This window comes from Micromonospora sp. NPDC047620 (genome assembly GCF_043205005.1).
GTDB lineage: Bacteria > Actinomycetota > Actinomycetes > Mycobacteriales > Micromonosporaceae > Micromonospora.
Genome location: NZ_JBIDDG010000009.1, coordinates 215,011 through 234,330 on the forward strand (window position 1 = coordinate 215,011; position 19,320 = coordinate 234,330).

The window sequence follows — 19,320 nt, forward strand, 5'->3', positions numbered from 1 at the left end:
GCGCGCCAGTCTGGCAGACCGGGCCCGCGCCACCGCCACGCGTCGACGCCGGGCTGACGGCCGTTCCGAGTCAGGCCGGCAGGTGGCGGTCGGCGCGGCCGCGCCCGCCCTGCCGGCGGCCGGGGGCGAGACGGATGACCGCGCCGGCGTCGTGCAGCGGCGGCGCGAGAGCGCCCGGGCTGCCCCCGGAGCCGCGCCGGAACGCGGCGAGGAGCGTGCCCGCGGGCATCGGCCGGGCGAAGAGGTGGCCCTGCCCGGCGGTGCAGCCCAGCTCCCAGAGCGCCCGGCGCTGCGGCTCGCTCTCCACCCCCTCCGCCACCACGTCGAGGCCGAGGCTGCGGCCCAGGTCGAGGGTGGAGCGGATGACGGCGGCGGCCTCGGCGGAGCCCTCCATGGCGGTCACGAAGCTGCGGTCGATCTTCAGCTCGTGCACCGGGATCCGGGAGAGCAGGGAGAGGGAGGAGTAACCGGTGCCGAAGTCGTCCAGCGCCAGCCGCACCCCCTCGTCCCGCAGCCGGCTGAGCACCCGGTCGACCACGTCGAGTTGGCTGAGCGTGAGCGTCTCCGTCAACTCCAGCACCAGCCGGTCGGGGGGCAGGTCGTGGGCCCGCAGCCGGGCCAGCACCGAGCCGGGGAAGCGGGCGTCGAGCAGGCTGCGCGGCGACACGTTGACCGCGACCGGCACGTCGAAGCCGGCCTCCCGCCAGGCGCTCGCCGCGAGCAGCGCCTCGTCGAGGATCGCCTCGGCGAAGGCCGGCAGCAGCCCGGACCGTTCCACCGCCTCCAGGAAGCGCAGCGGGTCGATCACCCCGTGGACGGGGTGCCGCCAGCGGGCCAGCGCCTCCGCGCCGGTGACCCGGCCGGAGCCCAGGTCGACGATGGGCTGGAAGTTGACGGTGAACTCGTGGTCGGCGACGGCGCGGGGCAACTCCCCGCCGAGGGTCAGCCGGCCGAGGTCGGCGGTGTCCCGGGTCGGGGCGTACGTCGAGGTGCGCTGCCCGGCCCGCTTCGCCTGGTACATCGCCACGTCCGCGCGGCGCAGCAGCTCCGGCATGCCGCCGGTGGCGGGCGCGGCGGCGATCCCGCCGCTCGCCTCGACGCTGATCCGCATGCCGTCCAGGTCGAACGGCTCGTGCAGCGCGGCGAGCAGGGTCTCCGCGCGGTGCGCGGCCACCGCCGGGGCCGGCAGGCCCCGCAGGAGTACGGCGAACTCGTCGCCGCCCAGCCGGGCCACCAGGTCGCCCTCCTGGGCGGCGGCGCGCAGCCGCTCGGCGACCTGCACGAGGACCTGGTCCCCGGCGGCGTGCCCGAGGGTGTCGTTGACTTCCTTGAAGTGGTTGAGGTCGATCAGCACCAGGGCGGCAACCCCGTCGGCGTGCCGGGTGTTGAGGTGCTCGGTGCCCTGGTCGAGCAGGTGGCGGCGGTTGGCCAGCCCGGTCAGCGCGTCGTGCGTGGCGGCGTACGCGTGTTCGTCGGCGACCCGGGCCAGCTCGGCGTACGCCTGGGCGTTGCGGACCGCGGTGCAGAGCGCCGAGGCGAAGGTGCGCAGCGTGTACTGCTCCCGCTCGGAGAGCTGCACGGGGCCGCGGAAGCGCAGCCGCAGCACGCCCACGTCGGCCGTCCGGTCGTGCCCCTCGAGCGCGGCCGCGACCACGGTGCCGTCGGTGGAGGTCGGCCCGCCGGCCGGCCCGTCGTACGTGATGGCGCCCGCTCCGCCGCGCACGGTGCGGCCGCCGTCGCGCAGCTCGACCTCCACCTCGTCGGCGGAGAACAGCTCGGCGGCCTGGGTGACCGCCGTGGTGAGGACCTTGTCCAGGTCGACCACGTTGAGCGCGTCGGTGGTGCGGGCGAGCCGCTGCCACGCCTGCTGCTCCGTGCGGGCCTTGACCCGGTTGGAGTAGAGCAGGTGAAGGCTGAGCACCAGGGGCGGCACGGCAAGCAGGAGTCGGGGGTCGGCGCGCAGGATGAGCAGCGTGGTCACGATGAGGACGAAGCGTGCCACCGCGCTCGTCAGGCGCATCCCGAGGTCCTCCCGGAAGAGGTGCCCGAGCCTGGTGCCGGTGGCGAGCGCGATGACCGGGAGAGTCAGTAGCTCGTCGAGGACCACGGCGACTGCGTAGGCGAGCCCGATCAGCCCGACGACGTGTGGGAACTCGGTGGGCGGTGGCGGCCATCCGAGCGCGTGGAGTGTCGCCCCCGCGCCCGCCGCCAGCAACATGCTCTTGGCTACTCCGAAGGCGGCCTTCAGCGGTGGGAGCTTGATGAGCAGCAGGGCGATCGTCACCCCGAGCCCGGTGGTCAGGACGACCAGCGACGTCGGTGCGACCGCCAGGCTCAGGATGATCGCCGTCTCGCTCCAGGAGATCGCGTGAACCGTCGCGCGGATCCGGATGCGCCACTTGATCGTCACGCCGAGTGCGGCCATGAAGACCAAGCTGAGGCTGAGCGCCAGGTCTTCGCCCGACAGGTCGAGTTCCGTCAGCGCGTGCAGGGAAACGACCGCCGCGACCGCGGCCACAACGCAGACGAGGCCGACGTGCAGCGTCAGCCGCCGCTCGGCCTCTGTCTTGCCTGTGTTCGGTCGTGTCACCGCATCCCCGACTTGCCACCCCCGATGAGCAGATGTCGAGGCTACCTACGGTCACTCGCCGAACACAATCCTTCTTACTGCCACTCGTGTGCCGACATGGCTTTATCCCTCCTGCTTAACTGCCCGACCTCATCTGCGGCTGTTGTCTGCGACGGGAACAGCGTAAGTGCGGTTAAGGCGATTTTGGAGGGATATATGTAACTATGAGCAATGGATGAGAATCGCGCTACTTTTCGTGACTTTCCGCGCCCGCGTCGGAACGGAGTGCTGTACTTCTATCCGCTTCTGGTTAACGCAAGATAATGGCCCAGTGTCCGCCTCTGCGCGTCGGCCGTGAAGGGGGGCTCGAACGCCGATCATGATTGTGGCGCGACGGGCGCGGTGCGCCCAGTGGCGGCGCGATTGTCCATGCGTCGGCCCGGGGCAGCCCGTTCGGGCCGTATCCGGTTGCGGATCGTCATGGTCGCCACTGCCGGCTGTCGACCAAAGCCGCTGCACCGACCTGCCGGAACCACCGAACCCGCACCGGCAGGGCAAGCGCTGCACCATTCATCTGAGGGCTGATCAGGCGTCACCCTCAGCAACCGCGAGCCTTCGTTCATATGTTCGTGAAACCCTGCCCAATCATTGGAGACGTCCGGCGCGGCGCCCCGTACAACGAACCGAAGGGCGAGGTTCCGATCGGCCACGAACTGATCGCCTGACAGTGAGAGTCGCCTTACCGATAATTATTGCCGAGGCTGGTCGTAGGCCCGAAGACGGATGAGTTCCTGCTCCGGCCGGCAGCCGGTCGGCCAGGGACGGCAGGTCCCCACGCGGCGGTGCAGGGCCGGGGATGGACACCGACAGAGGGCCGTGGCCGACGATCGCGCCGTACGACGGATAGGCTCGCGGCCGTGACCGATCCCGCGCAGCTCACCCACGTCGATCCGGCGGGCGCGGCCCGCATGGTCGACGTCTCCGCCAAGGCCGTCACCGGCCGCCTGGCCGTCGCCGCCGGCCGGCTCCGCACCACTGCGGAGGTGGTCGAGCTGCTGCGCCGCGACGGGCTGCCCAAGGGCGACGCGCTGGCGGTCGGCCGGCTCGCCGGCATCATGGGTGCGAAGCGGACCCCGGACCTGATCCCGCTCTGCCACCCCATCGCCCTGCACGGCGTCACGGTCGACCTGACGCTGACCCGCGACACCGTCGAGATCACCGCCACGGCGCGGACGGCGGACCGCACCGGGGTGGAGATGGAGGCCCTGACCGCGGTGGCCGTCGCCGGGCTGGCGCTGGTCGACATGGTCAAGGCGGTCGACCCGGCGGCGAGCGTCGACGCCGTCCGGGTGCTGCGCAAGGAGGGCGGCAAGACCGGCGAGTGGGTCCGCCCGGAGGACCGGCAGTGATCCGGGCGCGGGTGGTCGTGGCGTCCAACCGGGCCGCCGCGGGGGTGTACGCCGACACCAGCGGGCCGCTGCTCGTGGCCGGGCTGCGCGAGCTGGGTTGCGAGGTGGACGATCCGGTGGTGGTGCCCGACGGCGAGCCGGTGGGCGAGGCGCTGCGGGCCGCCCTCGCCGACGGGGTCGACGTCGTGCTGACCAGCGGCGGCACCGGGATCAACCCGACCGACCGCACCCCCGACGTGACCCGGGCGCTGCTCGACTACGAGGTCCCCGGCATCGCCGAGGCGATCCGGGCGCACAGCCGCGACAAGGTGCCCGCCGCCGCGCTCTCCCGCGGGCTCGCCGGCGTGGCCGGCCGGATGCTGGTGGTCAACCTGCCCGGCTCCACCGGCGGGGCCCGGGACGGTCTGGCCGTGCTCGGGCCGATCCTCGCCCACGCCGTCGACCAGCTCCGCGGCGGCGACCACTGACACCCCGCCACGTCGATCCCGGCCGCCCGCTCGACCACGCACCGGAGGTGGTGCAGGTGGCGGGGCGACCGGCACCCCGCACCGGCTAGGCTCGGCCGGGTGAGCACGGAAACCGCACCGGCCGCCGATCCAGTCGCCGCGCCCCCGCCGGCCGGCTGGGAGGAGGCCCGATCCCGGGTGTACGCGGTCGGCCTGGCCGCCGCGCTACCCGCCGTGAGCCGGCCGCTCGCCGAGCTCGACGGGCACACCCTCGCCGAGCCGTTGACCGCGCGTACGGACCTGCCGGCCTTCCCGACCTCCAGCGTCGACGGCTGGGCGGTGCGCGGGGCGGGCCCGTGGCGCCCGGTCGGGCGGGTGCTGGCCGGCAGCACCCCGGCGCCGCTGACCGACGACGCGACGACCGTCGAGATCGCCACTGGCGCGATGGTGCCGGCGGGCGCCACCGCCGTGCTGCGGGTGGAGGAGTCCCGCCGTACGCCGGGGGGCCTGGTCGACGGCACGCCGCGGCCCGCGCCGGAGTGGCGCGAGCCCGGCGAGGAGGCGTACGCCGGGGAGGAACTGGTCCCCGCCGGCACACCGGTGGACCCGGCGCTGGTCGGGCTGGCCGCCTCCTGCGGGCACGACAGCCTGCTGGTGCGGCGGCAGCCGCGCGCCGCGCTGCTGGTCTTCGGCGACGAGTTGCTGACCGCCGGTCCGCCCGCCGCCGGCCGGGTCCGGGACGCGCTCGGGCCGGCGGTGCCGGCGTGGCTGCGCCGGTACGGCTGCGTGGTGCGTCCGTCGGACGTGGTGGGACCGGTGGCGGACACCCTGCCCGCGCACGTGGCGGCCCTGCGCGCCGCGCTGGCCACCGCCGACCTGGTCTGCACCACCGGCGGCACGATGCACGGCCCGGTCGACCACCTGCACCCCACGCTGGAGGCCCTCGGCGCCGACTACGTGGTCAACACGGTCGCGGTGCGGCCCGGCTTCCCGATGCTGCTGGCCCGGCTGACCGACGCCGACGGGCGGGTCCGGTTCGTCGCCGGGCTACCCGGCAACCCGCAGTCCGCCATCATCGCCCTGGTCTCGCTGGTCGCCCCGCTCCTGGCTGGCCTGTCGGGCCGCCCGATGCCGGTGCTGCCGCACGCCACGCTCGCCGAGCCGGTGCCCGGCCGGGGGCGGTACACCCACCTGGCACTGGTCCGGCTGGACCGGGCCGCCGGCACCGCCCACCCGGTCCGGCACGTCGGCTCGGCGATGCTGCGCGGGCTGGCCGGCGCGGACGGGTTCGCCGTCATCCGCCCCGGCGCCTCGGGCGAGCCCGGTGACCGGGTGCCGGTCGTGCCACTGCCGCTGCTGCCCGGGGAGCGTGCGTGGTGACCGCGCCGACCACCGACGCGTCAGGCCGAGTCGCGGACCACCGGCCCACGACGCCCAGTTCGGCCACCGAGCACCCGCCCACGACGTTCGGCGAGGTCACGAACCGGCCGCTCGACCTGGCCGCGCACGAGGCGGCGGTCGCGGACCGCCGGGCCGGCGCGGTGGTGTCGTTCCAGGGCGTGGTCCGCGACCACGACCACGGCCGCGCGGTGACCAGCCTGGAGTACGAGGGCCACCCGAGCGCCGAGCGGGTGCTGCGCGAGGTGGCGGCCGAGATCGCCGCCGAACCGGACGTGTACGCGGTCGCGGTGTCGCACCGGATCGGCCCGCTCGCCATCGGCGACGTGGCCCTGGTCGCGGCGGTCAGCACCGCCCACCGGGCCGCCGCGTTCGCGGCCTGCGCCCGGCTGGTCGACGAGGTCAAGGCGCGGCTGCCGATCTGGAAGCGGCAGGTGTTCGCCGACGGCACCGAGGAGTGGGTGAACTGCCCCTGACGGGCGGTCCGATCCCCCTCAGCGGCGGGCGCCGAGCGTGGCCTGGCGGCCCATCCGGTCGCCGTAGAAGGCCGGTTCGGCGCCGGGGCGCCACGGCAGCGCGGCGACGAGCACGATCAGGGCCAGCGCCAGCGAGTTCTCCATCAGGGCGCCGAAGAGGCCGTCCTGGTAGTGCGACACCTCGGGGAGCTGGTGCTCGTACGGCCAGATCGGGGAGACCAGGAAGAGCAGGTAGAGCCCGATCGCCGCGACGCCGTGCCGGAGCCCGGTCAGCGTCGGGTACCAGATCGGCGGGCGCAGCCCGTTGACCCCCGGCAGCCCGCCGTACGCGCCCTGGCCGGCCCGCTGGGCCAGCCCGCGGCTGGCGTCCCGGCGGCGTACGGCGGCGTCGGCCAGCACGATGATCGCGGGGATCACCCAGACCAGGTGGTGCGTCCAGGAGATCGGGCTGATCACGTTGGCGGTGAGGCCGACCAGCGTGAACGCGGTCAGCTCGTCGCCGTCGGCGCGCGCGTTGGCGGCGCGGGACAGGCCGAGCGCCAGCATCAGCACCGCGAACGACAGCCAGAGCAGGCCGGGCGTCTCGATCGAGTCGTAGAGCCGGGCCAGCAGCCCGGCCAGCGACTGGTTGGGCGTCATGTCGGCGGCGCCGACCCGCTCGGTCTGCCAGAGCACGCCGCCGAAGTAGGCCCGGGACTCGGTGTCGACGACGGCGAAGGAGCCGAGGGTCACGGCGATCACCGTGCCGACCGCGGTGGCCGCCGCCCGCCACTGTCGGGTGATCATCAGGTAGGCGATGAACAGAGCCGGGGTCAGCTTGACCGCGGTGGCCAGACCGATGCCGACGCCGGCCCACGCGCCGCTGTAGACGAAGCGCAGCAGTGGGCCGTCGGTCTCGGCGACGTGGGTGCCCCGGCGGGAGCGCCAGCGCAGGCCGATCAGGTCGGCCATGATCAGTGCGAAGAGGAGCAGGTTCACCTGGCCGTAGCCGAGGGTCTCCCGGGCCGGCTCGATGGCGACCGCCAGCGGCGTCGCGATCGCCACGGTGAACGGGAGCGGCCAGCCGAGCCGGTCGACGATGGGGCGGAGCAGACCGGCGAGCACGACCGCCAGGGCGGCGATGCTGGCGAGCGCGTTGACCATCCCGGCCAGCTCGACCGGCAGGTGCGCCATCGGCAGCATGACCAGGCCGCCGAACGGCGGGTAGGTGAAACCCAGGGTGGTGCCGGGTGCGATGAACTCGTAGAGCTCGTGACCGCTCGCCCACCACACCACCGCGCCGTGGTAGATCTTCATGTCGAAGAAGTTGTACGGCCGCCCGAAAGCGCCGATGGCGAGCCATGCGGCATAGGCGACGGCGGCCACGAAGCCGGTCCGTACGACTGTCCTACGATCGATCCCACGCGTTACGCGACGGACTGGGGCGAGGCGGCCCACCCGTCTTCCGACGGTCGCCGGCATGGCGTGGCCACCCCCGTACCAAGGTCGTCCTACCCGTCCAGGTCCGGTACGGAGCCTAGAACGGCGCCTCACGTTAATGCCTCCCGCGTTATGTGACCGTGTCCGATCCCACACATGTTTTTGACATTTCCACCGCGTTAACGCCTACCGGATGGTTCAGGTGATTCGTGGCGTTGGCGGGTGGTGGGCCGGCGGAGGGGAGGTATCGACGCAGGTCAGCCGGGGAGTCGTCGGGCCGTCGCTGCCGATCGTACGGCGATCCGGGCCTCTCTGCGGGCGGTACGGACGGCTCGCTGCACCGAACGTCGGGAGTGGCCGATCCGGTGGCCGGTCCGCCACCGCAGGCCGGGCTTGCCGCCGGTGTCGGCGGCGGCGAGCAGCAGCCCGCCGAAGAGGCCGATGTTCTTCAGGAAGTGGATCTGGTTGTTGCTCCGCGCTCCCGGGTCGTCGTTGTTCCAGAAGGGATGCCCGGCGAGGGTCACCGGGACCAGCGTGCCGGCGAGGACCAGCGCGGCCGGCCGGGCGAACCTGCCGGTGGCGAGCATCAGCCCGGCACCGACCTGCACCACCGCGTTGACCCGGATCAGCGTCTCCGTGTCGGTGGGGATGCGCGGGCCGGCCTTCTCCAGCAGCGGGGTCACCCGGTCGGTCAGGGGCTTCGCGGCCGGGACCAGCCGCCCCGGGTTCTGGAGGTTGTGCAACCCGCTGACCACGAAGATGCCGCTCAACATGGCGCGGGCGAGGGAGCGTACGGGTTTCATGGGTCAGTCATACCCCGTCACCGGCCCGGTTACCCCCGCAACCGCCGATCCGGATCGGCCCACGTGGACCTCCCCGGGCTGGTCGCCACGCCGACCCGGCGAGGTCGCGCCACGCCGACCCGGCGAGGTCGCGCCACGCCGACCCGGCGAGGTCGCGCCACGCCGATTCGAGCGACCGTCGCTGATGGACCGCCGACGAGGGGTAACGTCCCCCGCGTGACGACGCTGCGGCTGCGACCCGAGGACCCGGCCGACACCGGCGCGGTCCGTCGCGTGCTGGCCGCCGCCTTCGCCCGGCCCGACGTGGCCGCGCCGCCCGAGGTGGGGCTGGTCGACGAGCTGCGCGGCAGCGCCGCCTGGCTGCCGGAGCTGGCGATGGTCGCCGAGTACGGCGGCGAGGTCGTGGGGTACGCCCTGCTCACCCGGGTCCGGGTGAGGTCCGACGACGCCACCGCCCCGGCACTGGCCCTCGGCCCGGTGGCGGTCGCGCCGCACCGGCGGCGGATCGGGCTCGGCACGGCGGTGGTCCAGGCCGGCCTCGACGCGGCCACCGAGCTGGGCGAGCGGCTGGTGGTGGTGCTCGGCGACCCGTCCTACTACCACCGGTTCGGCTTCGGCAGGGCCGACCGGATGGGGCTGACCAGCCCCTGGTCCGGCCTCGGCGACCCCTGGCAGGCGCTGGTGCTCCCGCCGACCACCGGCGGCGAAGGGCCGCCGCCGCGCGGCGAGGTCCTCTTCCCCCCGCCCTGGTCGAAGGTCTGACCCCGCGCCCACCCCGCCCGTCAGGCCGGCTGGGTGCGCAGGTAGCGGCCGAAGTGGGGGACGGTGAAGGCCACCGTGCCGCGCTCGCCGGAGTAGATGAGGCCCTTCTTGATCAGCGCGTCCCGGGCCGGGGACAGGCTGGCCGGCTTGCGTCCGAGGGCGCGGGCGATCTCCGCCGTCGGCACGGCGGCGTCCATGTCGTCCCGCCCGCCGCCGTCGACCTCGCCCGCCACCAGGGACAGGGTGGCCATCGCCCGCATGTACTCGCGCTCGGCCGGGGTGGCCCGCTCGAACCGGGAGCCGAAGAAGCCGACCGCCAGCTCGGCCTCGGCCTCCGGCGCGGCGACCCGCACGTCGGCGGCGGTGATCGGCGAGCGCGGCGCGTGGTCCCAGGTTGCCTTCCCGTACGCCTGGACGAAGTACGGGTAGCCGCCGGACTTCTCGTAGAGCAGGTCGAGCGCCTTCTGCTCGTACTCGACCTCCTCGCGTTCGGCGGGCGCGCAGAGCGCCTGGTCGGCGGCGATCCGGTCGAGCCGGTCGATGCGCTGGTAGCGGAAGAGCCGTTCGGAGTACGACTTGGCGGCGCTGAGCACGGCCGGCAGGTGCGGCAGCCCGGCGCCGACCACGATCAGCGGCGCGCCCAGCTGGGACAGCTCGTGGCAGGCGGCGCAGAGCGCGGAGACGTCCTCCGCGCCGAGGTCCTGCATCTCGTCGATGAAGACGGCGATGCCGGTGCCGACGTCGGCGGCCACCGCGGCGGCGTCGGTGAGCAGCTCGACGAGGTCGATCTCGATGTCGCCGGAGTCGGCCCGGCCGCTGGCGGCGGGCACGTCGATGCCGGGCTGCCACCGGTCGCGCAGCTTCGGGGCGGCGCCGCCGCGACCGGTCGGCGCGGACCGTTGGGCGAACGCCTTCAGCACGCCGAGGAAGGCGTCGATCCGGTCCGGCGCGCGGTGCCGGGGCGCGAGTTCGCGGACGGCCATGTGCAGCGCGGCGGCGACGGGGCGGCGCAGTGACTGGTCCGGCCGCGCCTCGATCTTGCCGCTGCCCCAGAGGTGGTTGATCGCCTGGGACCGGAGGGTGTTGAGCAGCACCGTCTTGCCGACCCCGCGCAGGCCGGTGAGCATCAGGCTGCGTTCCGGCCGCCCGCGGGCGATGCGCTCCAGCACGACGTCGAAGACGTCCAGCTCGCGCCCCCGTCCGGCCAGCTCGGGCGGACGCTGGCCGGCGCCCGGTGCGTACGGGTTGCGGACCGGATCCACGCATCGCACAGTATCGGGCCGTCTAGCTGCGGGGCTAGACATCCGTAGATGGGGCTACCGGCGTGTCGGAGCCGAGGCGGACGCCGGATCCGGCGTCGAGACAAAACTAGGGCTGTCTAGCGTCCATGCTAGACAGCCCTAGTTTTGGTAATCAGCGCTTCTTCAGGCAGAGCACGTAGTCGAGGAAGTCCACCGAGTTGTCGTGCACGTAGTTCGCCGTCGACTTCGGCGCCCGGGTCTTGCACTTGTCACCGTCGCTCGTGCCCGGGATCCGCAGCAGCACCTCGTACGTGTTGGGGCCGCAGGGCACCTTCCGCAGCTCGGCGTCGGTGGACGTGCCGTCGTTGACCACGCAGTCGCCCTTGGCGAAATCGTCGTCGTCGTCCTCGCTCGGGCTCGGCTCCGCCGAACTCGGCGCCGCGCTGGGCTCGTCCGTCGGCTCGCCCGTCGGATCCGCGGGAGCGGTCGTCGCCGGGGCCGAGATCGACGGATCGTCGTCCTCGCCGGCCTGCCAGAACGCCCAGCCGGCGATCCCGAGGCACGGGCAGAGCAGGAGCACCACCACCAGGCCGATGATCAGGGCGATTTTTCCGCCGCCCTTCTTCGCCGGCGGAGCGGGCGGCGGCGTCCCGTAGCTGCCGGGGGTCGGCGGCGGGGCGCCCCACTGGGCGCCCGGCGCCGGCGCGGGCGTCGGGCCGGCCGGCGGGAACGGCCCGGCCGGCGGATAGCCACCCTGCTCTGCCGACGGCTGACCCCCCGGCGGGGGCGGATACCCGGCCCCAGAGGTGGGCGGCGGCGGGTAGCCCGACCCGGAGGTCGGGGGCTGCGGGGGGTAGGCCGGTCCGGGGGCCGGAGGCTGGCTCCACATCGGCGTGGTCGGGGGCTCGGCGGCCGAGCCGGGCTGGCCCCACTGCGGGGCGGCGGGCGGTTCGCCGCCGGGCTGCGGCTGGCCCCACTGCGGGGCGGCGGGCGGTTCGCCGCCGGGCTGCGGCTGGCCCCACTGCGGGGCGGCGGGCGGTTCGCCGCCGGGCTGCGGTTGGCCCCACTGCGGGGCGGGCGGCGGCTCCGCGGCGGCCGACGGCGGCTGCCCCCACTGGGGCAGCGTCGGGTCGATGGGCGGCAGGCCCCCGGGATTGTCGGCCGGGCGCTGGTAGGGGTCGTCCGGCTGGCCGGGTGATCCGTAGGTTGTCATCTCTTCCCCAGGGGTGCGGTGGTTCAGCGCTGCTTCAGGCACAGCACGAAGTCGAGGGTGTCCAGCTCGCTGTCGAAGAAATACCAGTTGGTGTAGCCGTCGACCTTGGCGCACTTGGCCGCGGCGTCCTTCTCGCCGCTGGTCGCGCCGTCGATCCGACGTAGCACCTCGTACGTCTGCGGGCCGCAGTCACTGATCAGCAGCTTGGGCTTGCCGCCGGTCGGACCGTCGTTGCGTACGCACTGCCCCGCCTCGACGAAGCGGGGGTCGGCGGAGGACTCGGGTGCCGGGGCAGTGGGCGCCGGGGCGCTCGCCGGTTCCTCCGGCACTCCGGACCCGGCGGCGGGCGCCGGCCCGCTCGGCGTGGCCACCGGCGCCTCGTCGTCCTGGCCGAGCAGGTAGAACACCGCCGCGCCGCCGACGAGGACCAGCACCGCCACCGCCGCCAGCACCGCGGCCACCGGCCCCCGGGCACGCCGGCGTTCCGGCGGCGACGTGGGGCCCGGCGCGTACGGGGAGGGGGGCGCGGAGCCGGGCCAGGAGGCGTACGGCGGCGCGGGGGGACCGTGGTCGTAGGCGGGAGGCGGCGCCCCCTGCTGGTACGTCCCCGGTCCGTGGCCCGGATCGCCCCGCCGGTACGGCTGGCCGCCGTACCCGGGCTCCGGCGGTGGGTACGTGGCGTGCGTATCGTCCCACCCGCCGCGCCCGGGCGAGGCGGCCGGCGGGCCGTACGCCTCGTCCGGCTGCCGCCCACGCCACGGTGCCGGGTCCCCCCGACCCGGTGGTGGTCCGTAGTCCGCCATGCACGTCTCCCGCGTGAGTGGTGAGAGGCCGGCCACCAACGAGGGACGCCGACGCCCAGGCCACCGTAGCGTGTCCACCGATGAGACCACGCCCACCGATTCCGTCACCGGCCGCCGAGCCGCCCACCGGGACCGACCCGGGCACCGGGGCGCGTCGGGCGGCCGCCGCCGCGCCGGCCCTGGTCTGGACCGCCCTGCTGCTGGTCTACGTCGTGTGGGGCTCCACCTACCTCGGCATCAGGATCGCCGTGGAGTCGATGCCGCCGCTCGGCTCGGCGGCCGCCCGGTTCGCCGCCGCCGGTCTGGTGCTGGCGATCGTGCTGCGGCTGCGCCGGGGCCCGGGCGCGCTGCGGGTCGACCGGCGGCAGCTCGGCTCGGCCGCGCTGGTCGGGGTGCTGCTGTTGGCCGGCGGCAACGGGCTGGTGGCGCTCGCCGAGTCCGGCCCGCCGGGCGTCGCGGTGCCCTCCGGGATCGCCGCGCTGCTCGTCGCCACCGTCCCGCTGCTGGTGGTGCTGCTGCGTACGGTCACGGGCGACCGGCCCCGGTTCTGGACGCTGGCCGGGGTGACGCTGGGCTTCGTCGGCCTGGTGCTGCTCGTGCTGCCGACCGGCGGGGCGGACGCCGTACCGCTCGCCGGGGCGCTGACCATCGTCGCAGGCGCCGCCAGCTGGTCGATCGGCTCGTTTCTCTCCGGACGGATCCGGATGCCCGCCGACCCGTTCGTCGCCACCGTCTACGAGATGTTCGCCGGGGCGGCGGCACTCGCCGTCCTCGCCGTGGGGCGCGGCGAGCTGCGCGGCTTCGACCCGGGCCAGGTGACCGGCCGGTCGTGGCTCGCGCTCGCGTACCTGATGCTGGCCGGCTCCCTGGTCGCCTTCACCGCGTACGTCTGGCTGCTGCACCACGCCCCGATCTCGCTGGTCGCGACGTACGCCTATGTCAACCCGGCGGTCGCGGTGGCGCTCGGCGCGCTGTTCGTCGCGGAGCCGGTCACCGCGCAGGTGCTGCTCGGCGGCGCGGTCATCGTCGCCGGGGTCGCCCTCGTCGTGAGCACCGAGAGACCCCGACGTCCTGCCCAGGGGACCGCGCCGGAGCCGTCCCGCCGGTAGCGTCCGGCCCGTGTCGGGCGGGCTGGTGGCGTGCGCGGCGCTGCTCGGCGGCGTCGCCGGCCTCGCCGCGCTCCGGGTCGCCCGCCGCTGGACGGGCCGACCGGCGTCGACCCGGCCCGGGCCCGCCGTCGGGGCGGTATCGTCCGCCGCGACGGGCCAGCCGGGTCGGCCGGCCGACCACGGTGGGCCGCCGGCCGCCGCCCGGGCTGCCGGCATCGGCCCGTCCGCCGGGTTCGGCGCGGTCGCCGGGGCGGTGGTGGGTGCGGTCGTGTTCGCCGGGCTCGCGGCGGCCCTCGGCGGCGACCCCGTCCTGCCGGCCTTCCTCGGGCTGGCGGCGGTGGGGCTGGTGCTGGCCGTGGTCGACCTGGCCTGCCTGCGGCTGCCCGACCCGCTGGTGGGCGCGGCCGCGCTGGTCGTCGCCGTCGGCCTGACCGGCGCGGCGCTGCTGACCGGGGCCCCGGAGCGGCTGCTCGGCGCGGTGGCGGGGGCCGCGCTCTGCTTCGCCGGGCACGCGCTGCTGGCCCTGTTGCCCGGCTCGCGGCTGGGCTTCGGCGACGTGAAGCTCGCCGCGGTGCTGGGCCTGCCGCTCGGCTGGCTGGGCTGGTCACCGCTGGCGCTCGGGCTGCTCCTGCCGCACCTGCTCAACGGCGTGGTGGTGCTGGCCCTGCTGGCCGCCGGCAGGGTGCGCCGGGACACCCCTCTCCCACTCGGCCCGGCCCTCCTCACCGGCGCCTGGCTCGCCACCCTCACCCCCTGACCGACCCTGCCCCCGCGGAGAGGGGAAGGGGTTAGATGAGGCGGAGTTGGCGGTCTTGGGGGCGGCGGGGTTGGGCTTCGCCGAAGCGCTCGAAGAGGCCCGGGTCGATGGCGTCGAGGAACGGCGACGGGGAGCACTCGCGCTCGTTGCCGTGCCGGCTGCGGCGGGCGGCGTGGGTGACGTACAGGCGGTCCTGGGCCCGGGTCAACCCCACGAAGAAGAGCCGCCGTTCCTCGGCGATCGCGTCGTCGTCGGGCGTGCTGCCGGGCCAGCGCAGCGGGAGCAGCCCGTCCTCGGCGCCGACCAGGAAGACGACCGGGAACTCCAGCCCCTTCGCCGCGTGCAGGGTGAGCAGGGTGACCGCCTCGGCGCGCGGGTCGAGGGCGTCCACCTCCGCGCCGGTGGCGAGCTGGGACAGGAACAGCGGCAGGTCGTCGCCGCAGCGGCGGGCCAGCGGGGTGAGCAGGTCGACCGCCGCCCGGACGTCCTCCGGGCGTACCGCGCCGGCGCCGTCCAGCGTCGGCACGGCGAAGCGCTCCGCCAGCACCTGACCGGCCAGCCGGACGCGGGCGGCCAGCGAGCCGTCGAGCCCGCCGGCGTGCCGCAGCTCGCGGGCGATGGCCGCCACCCCCGGCCGGTCCCGCAGCCGGTCGTGCGAGCGCTTCTGCACCGGGATGTTGGCCCGCGCCAGCGCGTCCACGATCGGTGCGGCCTGCGCGTCGGTGCGGTAGAGCACGGCGATGTCGGAGAAGGAGAGCGAGGTCGACCGGCCGTCGATCCGCCCCGAGTCGAGCGACCGGTGGGAGAGCCCGCCGACCAGCTCGTCGATGGTGCGTACGACGAAGTCGGCCTCGTCGGCGACGGAGGCCGCGGGGTAGCGGCCCACCAGCGGGGCCTCCGGGTCGAGCCGGGCCGGGTCGAGCCGGCGGCCCCGGACCAGCGACGACGGCGCGATCGCCTGCACCGCGGCGGCCAGGATGGGGGCGGAGGAGCGGTAGTTGCGGTTCAGCCGCACCAGCCGGGCGTCGGTGAAGTCCTGCGAGAAGCGCAGGAAGTAGCCGACGTCGGCGCCCCGGAAGGAGTAGATGGCCTGGTCCGGGTCGCCGATCGCGCAGAGGTTGCCGTCGGCGGGGCTGAGCAGGCGCAGCAGCTCGTACTGCACCTCGTCGACGTCCTGGTACTCGTCGACGAAGATCCACCGCCAGCGCTCCCGGTACTGCTGCACCAGCTTCTTGTCGGCCTTCAGCAGCGCGACCGGCAGGGTCAGCAGCTCGTCCAGGTCGACCAGGTCCTGCTTGCGCAGCGCCGCGTAGCCGGCGTCGTCGGCGCCGGCCTCGGCACGGGCCTCCGCCCGCTGGGCGTCGTCGGCGATCCGGAAGTCCGCCGGCAGGCCGACGGCGTCGGCGTTCTCCCGCAGGATGGTCAGCCCCAGCGAGTGGAAGGTGCCGACGGTGACGTCCTCGGCGACCGGCCCGAGCAGGCCGTCGAGGCGGTGCCGCAGTTCCTCGGCGGCGCGCCGGGTGAACGTGATCGCCAGGCACTGCTCCGGGAAGACGTTCAGCTCGGCGCAGAGGTAGGCGATCCGGTGGGTCAGCGTCCGGGTCTTGCCGGTGCCCGGCCCGGCGACGATGAGCAGCGGCCCGCCGGGCGCGGAGGCGGCCACCCGCTGCATCGCGTCCAGCCGGTCCAGCAGGCCGGTGCCGACCTCCTCCATGCCCGCCAGCATCGGCTCGAACGGCTCGTGCGGCGAGGGCGCCGGCGCGATCGGGGGCGGCGGCGTGGCCGGCGCGACCTTGCGCTTCGGCTCGGCCTTGGCCACCGTCGGGCGCTTGGCCCGCGGCTTCGGCGCCGGCTCCGCGGGGGTGCGCTGCGCCGGCACGGGTACGTCGAAGAGGGTCTCCTGCGCCGTCGCCGCGCCGCCGCCCAGCTCGGCCGGGTCGAACAGGGTGATGACGCCGTACTCGCCGTCGTAGCCGGGGACCCGGTGCACGTCGCCCCGGCGCAGCCGGCCGATGCCCTCGGCGAGTAGTTCCCCGCCGACCCGGGCGATCTCGGCGAGCGGGGTGGTGGTGAGGATCTCCAGCTCCGGGCCGAGCGCGGCGAGCAGGTCGTTGAGCTTCCCCTCGACCTTCTTCGAGCGGGCGCCCACCTTGTTGATCTCGCCGAGGACCTCGGCCAGCGGCACGAGGTGGGTGACGTCCCTGGCGTGCGCAGGCCGGTGCCCCGCCGGACGGTCGGCCAGCTCCTCCACCCGGCTCAGCACGCCGACGGTCAGCGGCTTGTCGCACTCCGGGCAGCGCCCGCCGGCGGCCCGGGTCCGCTCCGGGGACCAGTTGACCCCGCAGAGCCGGTGCCCGTCCGCGTGGTACTTGCCCTCCTCCGGGAAGAACTCGATGGTCCCGGCCAGCCCGTCGCCGGTGCGCAACGCGTCCCGGACGGCGAAGTAGTCCCGGGCGGTGGCGAAGACGGTGGCCTCCCGCGCCAGGGCCGGCGGCGAGTGGGCGTCCGAGTTCGACACGAGCTGGTAGCGGTGCAGGCTGCCGACCCGCCAGTTCATCTCGGGGTCGGAGGAGAGGCCGGTCTCCACCGCGAAGACCTGGTCGGCGAGGTCGGCGTAGCAGTCGGCGATCGCGTCGAAGCCGGACTTCGAGCCCAGCGCGGAGAACCACGGCGTCCAGATGTGGGCGGGCACCAGGTAGCCGTCGGCGCTGGCCTCCAGCGTGATCTCCAGCAGGTCCCGCGAGTCCAGGCCGAGGATCGGCCGGCCGTCCGAGCCGAGGTTGCCGATCCGCCCGAGCGCCGTGTTGAACCGGGCCACCGCGTCCAGGTCGGGCAGGTAGATCAGGTGGTGCACCTTGCGGGTGCGGTCGTCCCGCTTGTAGATCGTGGAGATCTCCACGCTGAGCATGAAGCGGACCGGGTCCGTCTCCGCCTCGCTGGCCAGCCGGGGCGGCAGCCGGCGGGCGACGTCCCGCTCCGCCTCGGGGCTGAGCCGGTGCAGGCCCGGCTCGGCGGGGTGCAGGGTCTCGCGCAGGTGGTCGTACCAGGCGGGGTGGGTGAAGTCGCCGGTGCCGAGCACGCCGATGCCCTTGCGCCGAGCCCACCAGGCGAGGTTGGGCAGGGTGAGGTCGCGGCTGCACGCGCGCGAGTACTTCGAGTGGATGTGCAGATCCGCGACGAACGGCGAAGGGCCACCGGAGGGTGCGGCGCTGAACGGAGGCACGCCGCATCCTGTCACGCCCGCCCGATTACCCGCCGGTCGCCACGCAGACCCGTGACCTGAGCGTCCGGTGCTGGACAAGCCGCCTGCCCCGCGCTATGGGTCAGCGGGCGCGGAGCTCGACCAGGGTGACCTGCGGCTCCGCGCCGACGCGCACCGGCGGGCCCCAGAAGCCGGCGCCGTTGGTGACGTAAACCTGGGTGCCGTCGACCTCGCCGAGGCCGGAGACCACCGGCTGCTGGAGCTTCACGAGGAGGTTGAACGGGACGATCTGGCCGCCGTGGGTGTGCCCCGAGAGCTGGAGGTCGACGCCGAACTTCGCCGCCTCCACCGCGGCCACCGGCTGGTGGGCGAGCAGCACCACGGGGCGGCTCGGGTCGCGGTCGCCGAGCGCCGCCGCGTAGTCCGCCGGGGCGGCCAGCCCGGTGCCGGCGGCGGTGACGTCGTTGACCCCGGCCAGGTCGAGCACGCCGCCCCGGGCCTGGATCTCCGTCCGCTCGTTCTGCATCACCCGCAGCCCGAGCCGGTCCAGCTCCTGGACCCATTCCTCGACGCCGGAGTAGTACTCGTGGTTGCCGGTGACGAAGTAGCTGCCGTGCCGGGAGCGCAGGCCGCGCAGCGGCTCGGCCGCCTCGCCCAGTTCCGCCACCGAGCCGTCGACCAGGTCGCCGACGACCGCGACGATGTCGGCGTCCAGGCGGTTGATCGCGGCGACGATCCGCTCGGTGTGGGCCCGGCCGCGCAGCGGGCCGAGGTGGATGTCGGAGACCGTGGCGATCCGCAGGCCGTCCATGCTCCGGGGGAGCTTGGCGAGCGGAATCTGCACCCGGTCGAGCTGCGGCGGGCCGAGCGCGGTGCGGATGCCGGACCCGGTGAGGCCCGTGGCGGTGAGCCCGGCGAAGATCGCCGCCCCGCGGGCGAGCAGCAACCGGCGGGCCGGGTCGTGGTCCGGCTGCGCGACCGCGTCGGCGGCCGGCGGATCGGCCGGCCCCGTCGCGCCGACCAGGGCGGGCTCGGGCGCGGCGGCGGTGGGCTCCGCGGCGACGACCCGGCGGCGCAGCACCAGCCGGGCCACCAGCATCGGCACCTCCAGCGCCACGAGCAGCACCAGCAGGTAGAACATGACGGCGAGCCAGAGGTAGCCCGGCCAGGCGAGCCAGTAGAGGCCCGCCTGGGTGCCGGCCATGGTCGCCGGTACGAGCAGCGCCAGCACCAGGGCGGTGATCCCGCCGATCCGCCGCCAACGCCCCGGGATGGTGGTGTCGCGCACCAGCCGCTTCCAGAGGTAGAGGTGGATCAGGCCGGTGATCAGCGCCATGGTGGCCACGAAGGCCAGTGCCGCCAGCATGTGCGCGCCTCCCTCAGCCGCCCGCGAAGGGGGGCAGGACGTCGATCGTGGCCCCGGCCGGTAGCGGTGCCCGACGATCATGGCAGTTCACGCCGTCGACCAGGAAACTCGCCACCCGCAGCACGGCGGCGAGCCGCTCGCCGTGCCGCTCGGCGAGTCCCACGACGAGTTCGTCGAGGCAGCCGCCGCCGGGTGCCGTCTCCTCGGGCCGGCAGGCGGCGGCCCGCGCCCCGGCGAAGTAGCGTACGGTCAGCGACGCCTCGACGTCGGCACCCTCGGCCGGTGAGCCGGTGTGGGCGGTGCCTGCCTGGGTCGGCGGCGTGGCGCGCGCCGTGTCTGTCTGGGCC

The 19,320-nt window shown here is 74.8% G+C and carries 16 protein-coding genes; 7 read left to right on the forward strand and 9 right to left on the reverse strand.

The window, feature by feature from the left end:
- Window positions 1-70: 70 nt before the first annotated feature.
- Window positions 71-2,590, reverse strand: a complete 2,520-nt coding sequence (locus ACGF5C_RS13605; protein ID WP_393300917.1) for a putative bifunctional diguanylate cyclase/phosphodiesterase — start codon at window positions 2,588-2,590, stop codon at window positions 71-73.
- Between the two features lie 896 nt (window positions 2,591-3,486).
- On the opposite strand from ACGF5C_RS13605, the gene moaC reads away from it, so the two are divergent.
- The 4 genes from moaC (at window position 3,487) to ACGF5C_RS13625 (ending at window position 6,298) form a co-directional block, all read left to right on the forward strand.
- Window positions 3,487-3,978 carry a cyclic pyranopterin monophosphate synthase MoaC gene (gene moaC, locus ACGF5C_RS13610; protein ID WP_393300920.1) on the forward strand — a complete coding sequence of 164 codons (492 nt, stop codon included), beginning with the start codon at window positions 3,487-3,489 and terminating at the stop codon, window positions 3,976-3,978.
- Window positions 3,975-4,445 (forward strand): molybdenum cofactor biosynthesis protein B, encoded by a 471-nt coding sequence (locus tag ACGF5C_RS13615; RefSeq protein ID WP_393259485.1) that lies wholly within the window; start codon window positions 3,975-3,977, stop codon window positions 4,443-4,445. The genes moaC and ACGF5C_RS13615 overlap by 4 nt, the downstream gene beginning before the upstream one ends.
- Window positions 4,446-4,544: 99 nt before the next feature.
- Window positions 4,545-5,804: a molybdopterin molybdotransferase MoeA gene (locus tag ACGF5C_RS13620; protein ID WP_393300923.1), complete on the forward strand. Its 1,260-nt coding sequence runs from the start codon at window positions 4,545-4,547 to the stop codon at window positions 5,802-5,804.
- Entirely contained in the window at window positions 5,801-6,298 is a 498-nt protein-coding gene (locus tag ACGF5C_RS13625) for a molybdenum cofactor biosynthesis protein MoaE (RefSeq protein ID WP_393300926.1), read from the forward strand. The genes ACGF5C_RS13620 and ACGF5C_RS13625 overlap by 4 nt, the downstream gene beginning before the upstream one ends.
- 18 nt (window positions 6,299-6,316) lie before the next feature.
- On the opposite strand, the gene ACGF5C_RS13630 is transcribed toward ACGF5C_RS13625, so the two are convergent.
- Window positions 6,317-7,759 (reverse strand): glycosyltransferase 87 family protein, encoded by a 1,443-nt coding sequence (locus ACGF5C_RS13630; RefSeq protein ID WP_393300929.1) that lies wholly within the window; start codon window positions 7,757-7,759, stop codon window positions 6,317-6,319.
- Between the two features lie 215 nt (window positions 7,760-7,974).
- The gene (locus ACGF5C_RS13635) at window positions 7,975-8,520 is read right to left on the reverse strand and encodes a DoxX family protein (protein WP_393300931.1); all 546 of its coding nucleotides are present in this window, start codon (window positions 8,518-8,520) and stop codon (window positions 7,975-7,977) included.
- Window positions 8,521-8,736: 216 nt separating this feature from the next.
- Here ACGF5C_RS13635 and ACGF5C_RS13640 point away from each other — a divergent pair, with 216 nt between their 5' ends.
- Window positions 8,737-9,282 carry a GNAT family N-acetyltransferase gene (locus tag ACGF5C_RS13640; RefSeq protein WP_393300934.1) on the forward strand — a complete coding sequence of 182 codons (546 nt, stop codon included), beginning with the start codon at window positions 8,737-8,739 and terminating at the stop codon, window positions 9,280-9,282.
- 20 nt (window positions 9,283-9,302) lie between these two features.
- Here the strand turns inward: ACGF5C_RS13640 and ACGF5C_RS13645 are convergent, their stop codons facing one another.
- From ACGF5C_RS13645 to ACGF5C_RS13655, 3 genes are all read right to left on the reverse strand, one after another.
- Window positions 9,303-10,544, reverse strand: coding sequence for an ATP-binding protein (locus tag ACGF5C_RS13645; RefSeq protein ID WP_393300937.1), 1,242 nt, complete (start codon window positions 10,542-10,544; stop codon window positions 9,303-9,305).
- A gap of 151 nt (window positions 10,545-10,695) precedes the next feature.
- Complete coding sequence (locus ACGF5C_RS13650; RefSeq protein WP_393301084.1) at window positions 10,696-11,124, reverse strand: hypothetical protein; 429 nt, start codon at window positions 11,122-11,124, stop codon at window positions 10,696-10,698.
- Between the two features lie 635 nt (window positions 11,125-11,759).
- A complete protein-coding gene (locus tag ACGF5C_RS13655; protein WP_393300940.1) occupies window positions 11,760-12,539 on the reverse strand; it encodes a hypothetical protein in 780 nt (259 codons plus the stop codon).
- A gap of 80 nt (window positions 12,540-12,619) precedes the next feature.
- Here ACGF5C_RS13655 and ACGF5C_RS13660 point away from each other — a divergent pair, with 80 nt between their 5' ends.
- Both ACGF5C_RS13660 and ACGF5C_RS13665 read left to right on the forward strand, forming a co-directional pair.
- Window positions 12,620-13,648, forward strand: a complete 1,029-nt coding sequence (locus ACGF5C_RS13660; protein WP_393300943.1) for an EamA family transporter — start codon at window positions 12,620-12,622, stop codon at window positions 13,646-13,648.
- Between the two features lie 10 nt (window positions 13,649-13,658).
- Complete coding sequence (locus tag ACGF5C_RS13665; RefSeq protein ID WP_393300946.1) at window positions 13,659-14,405, forward strand: prepilin peptidase; 747 nt, start codon at window positions 13,659-13,661, stop codon at window positions 14,403-14,405.
- Between the two features lie 31 nt (window positions 14,406-14,436).
- Here the strand turns inward: ACGF5C_RS13665 and ACGF5C_RS13670 are convergent, their stop codons facing one another.
- The 3 genes from ACGF5C_RS13670 to ACGF5C_RS13680 form a co-directional block, all read right to left on the reverse strand.
- Window positions 14,437-17,628 carry a UvrD-helicase domain-containing protein gene (locus ACGF5C_RS13670; protein WP_393300949.1) on the reverse strand — a complete coding sequence of 1,064 codons (3,192 nt, stop codon included), beginning with the start codon at window positions 17,626-17,628 and terminating at the stop codon, window positions 14,437-14,439.
- Window positions 17,629-17,728: 100 nt separating this feature from the next.
- Window positions 17,729-18,973 carry a metallophosphoesterase gene (locus ACGF5C_RS13675; RefSeq protein ID WP_393300951.1) on the reverse strand — a complete coding sequence of 415 codons (1,245 nt, stop codon included), beginning with the start codon at window positions 18,971-18,973 and terminating at the stop codon, window positions 17,729-17,731.
- Window positions 18,974-18,986: 13 nt separating this feature from the next.
- Window positions 18,987-19,226 carry a MoaD/ThiS family protein gene (locus ACGF5C_RS13680; RefSeq protein ID WP_393301087.1) on the reverse strand — a complete coding sequence of 80 codons (240 nt, stop codon included), beginning with the start codon at window positions 19,224-19,226 and terminating at the stop codon, window positions 18,987-18,989.
- Window positions 19,227-19,320: the final 94 nt, after the last annotated feature.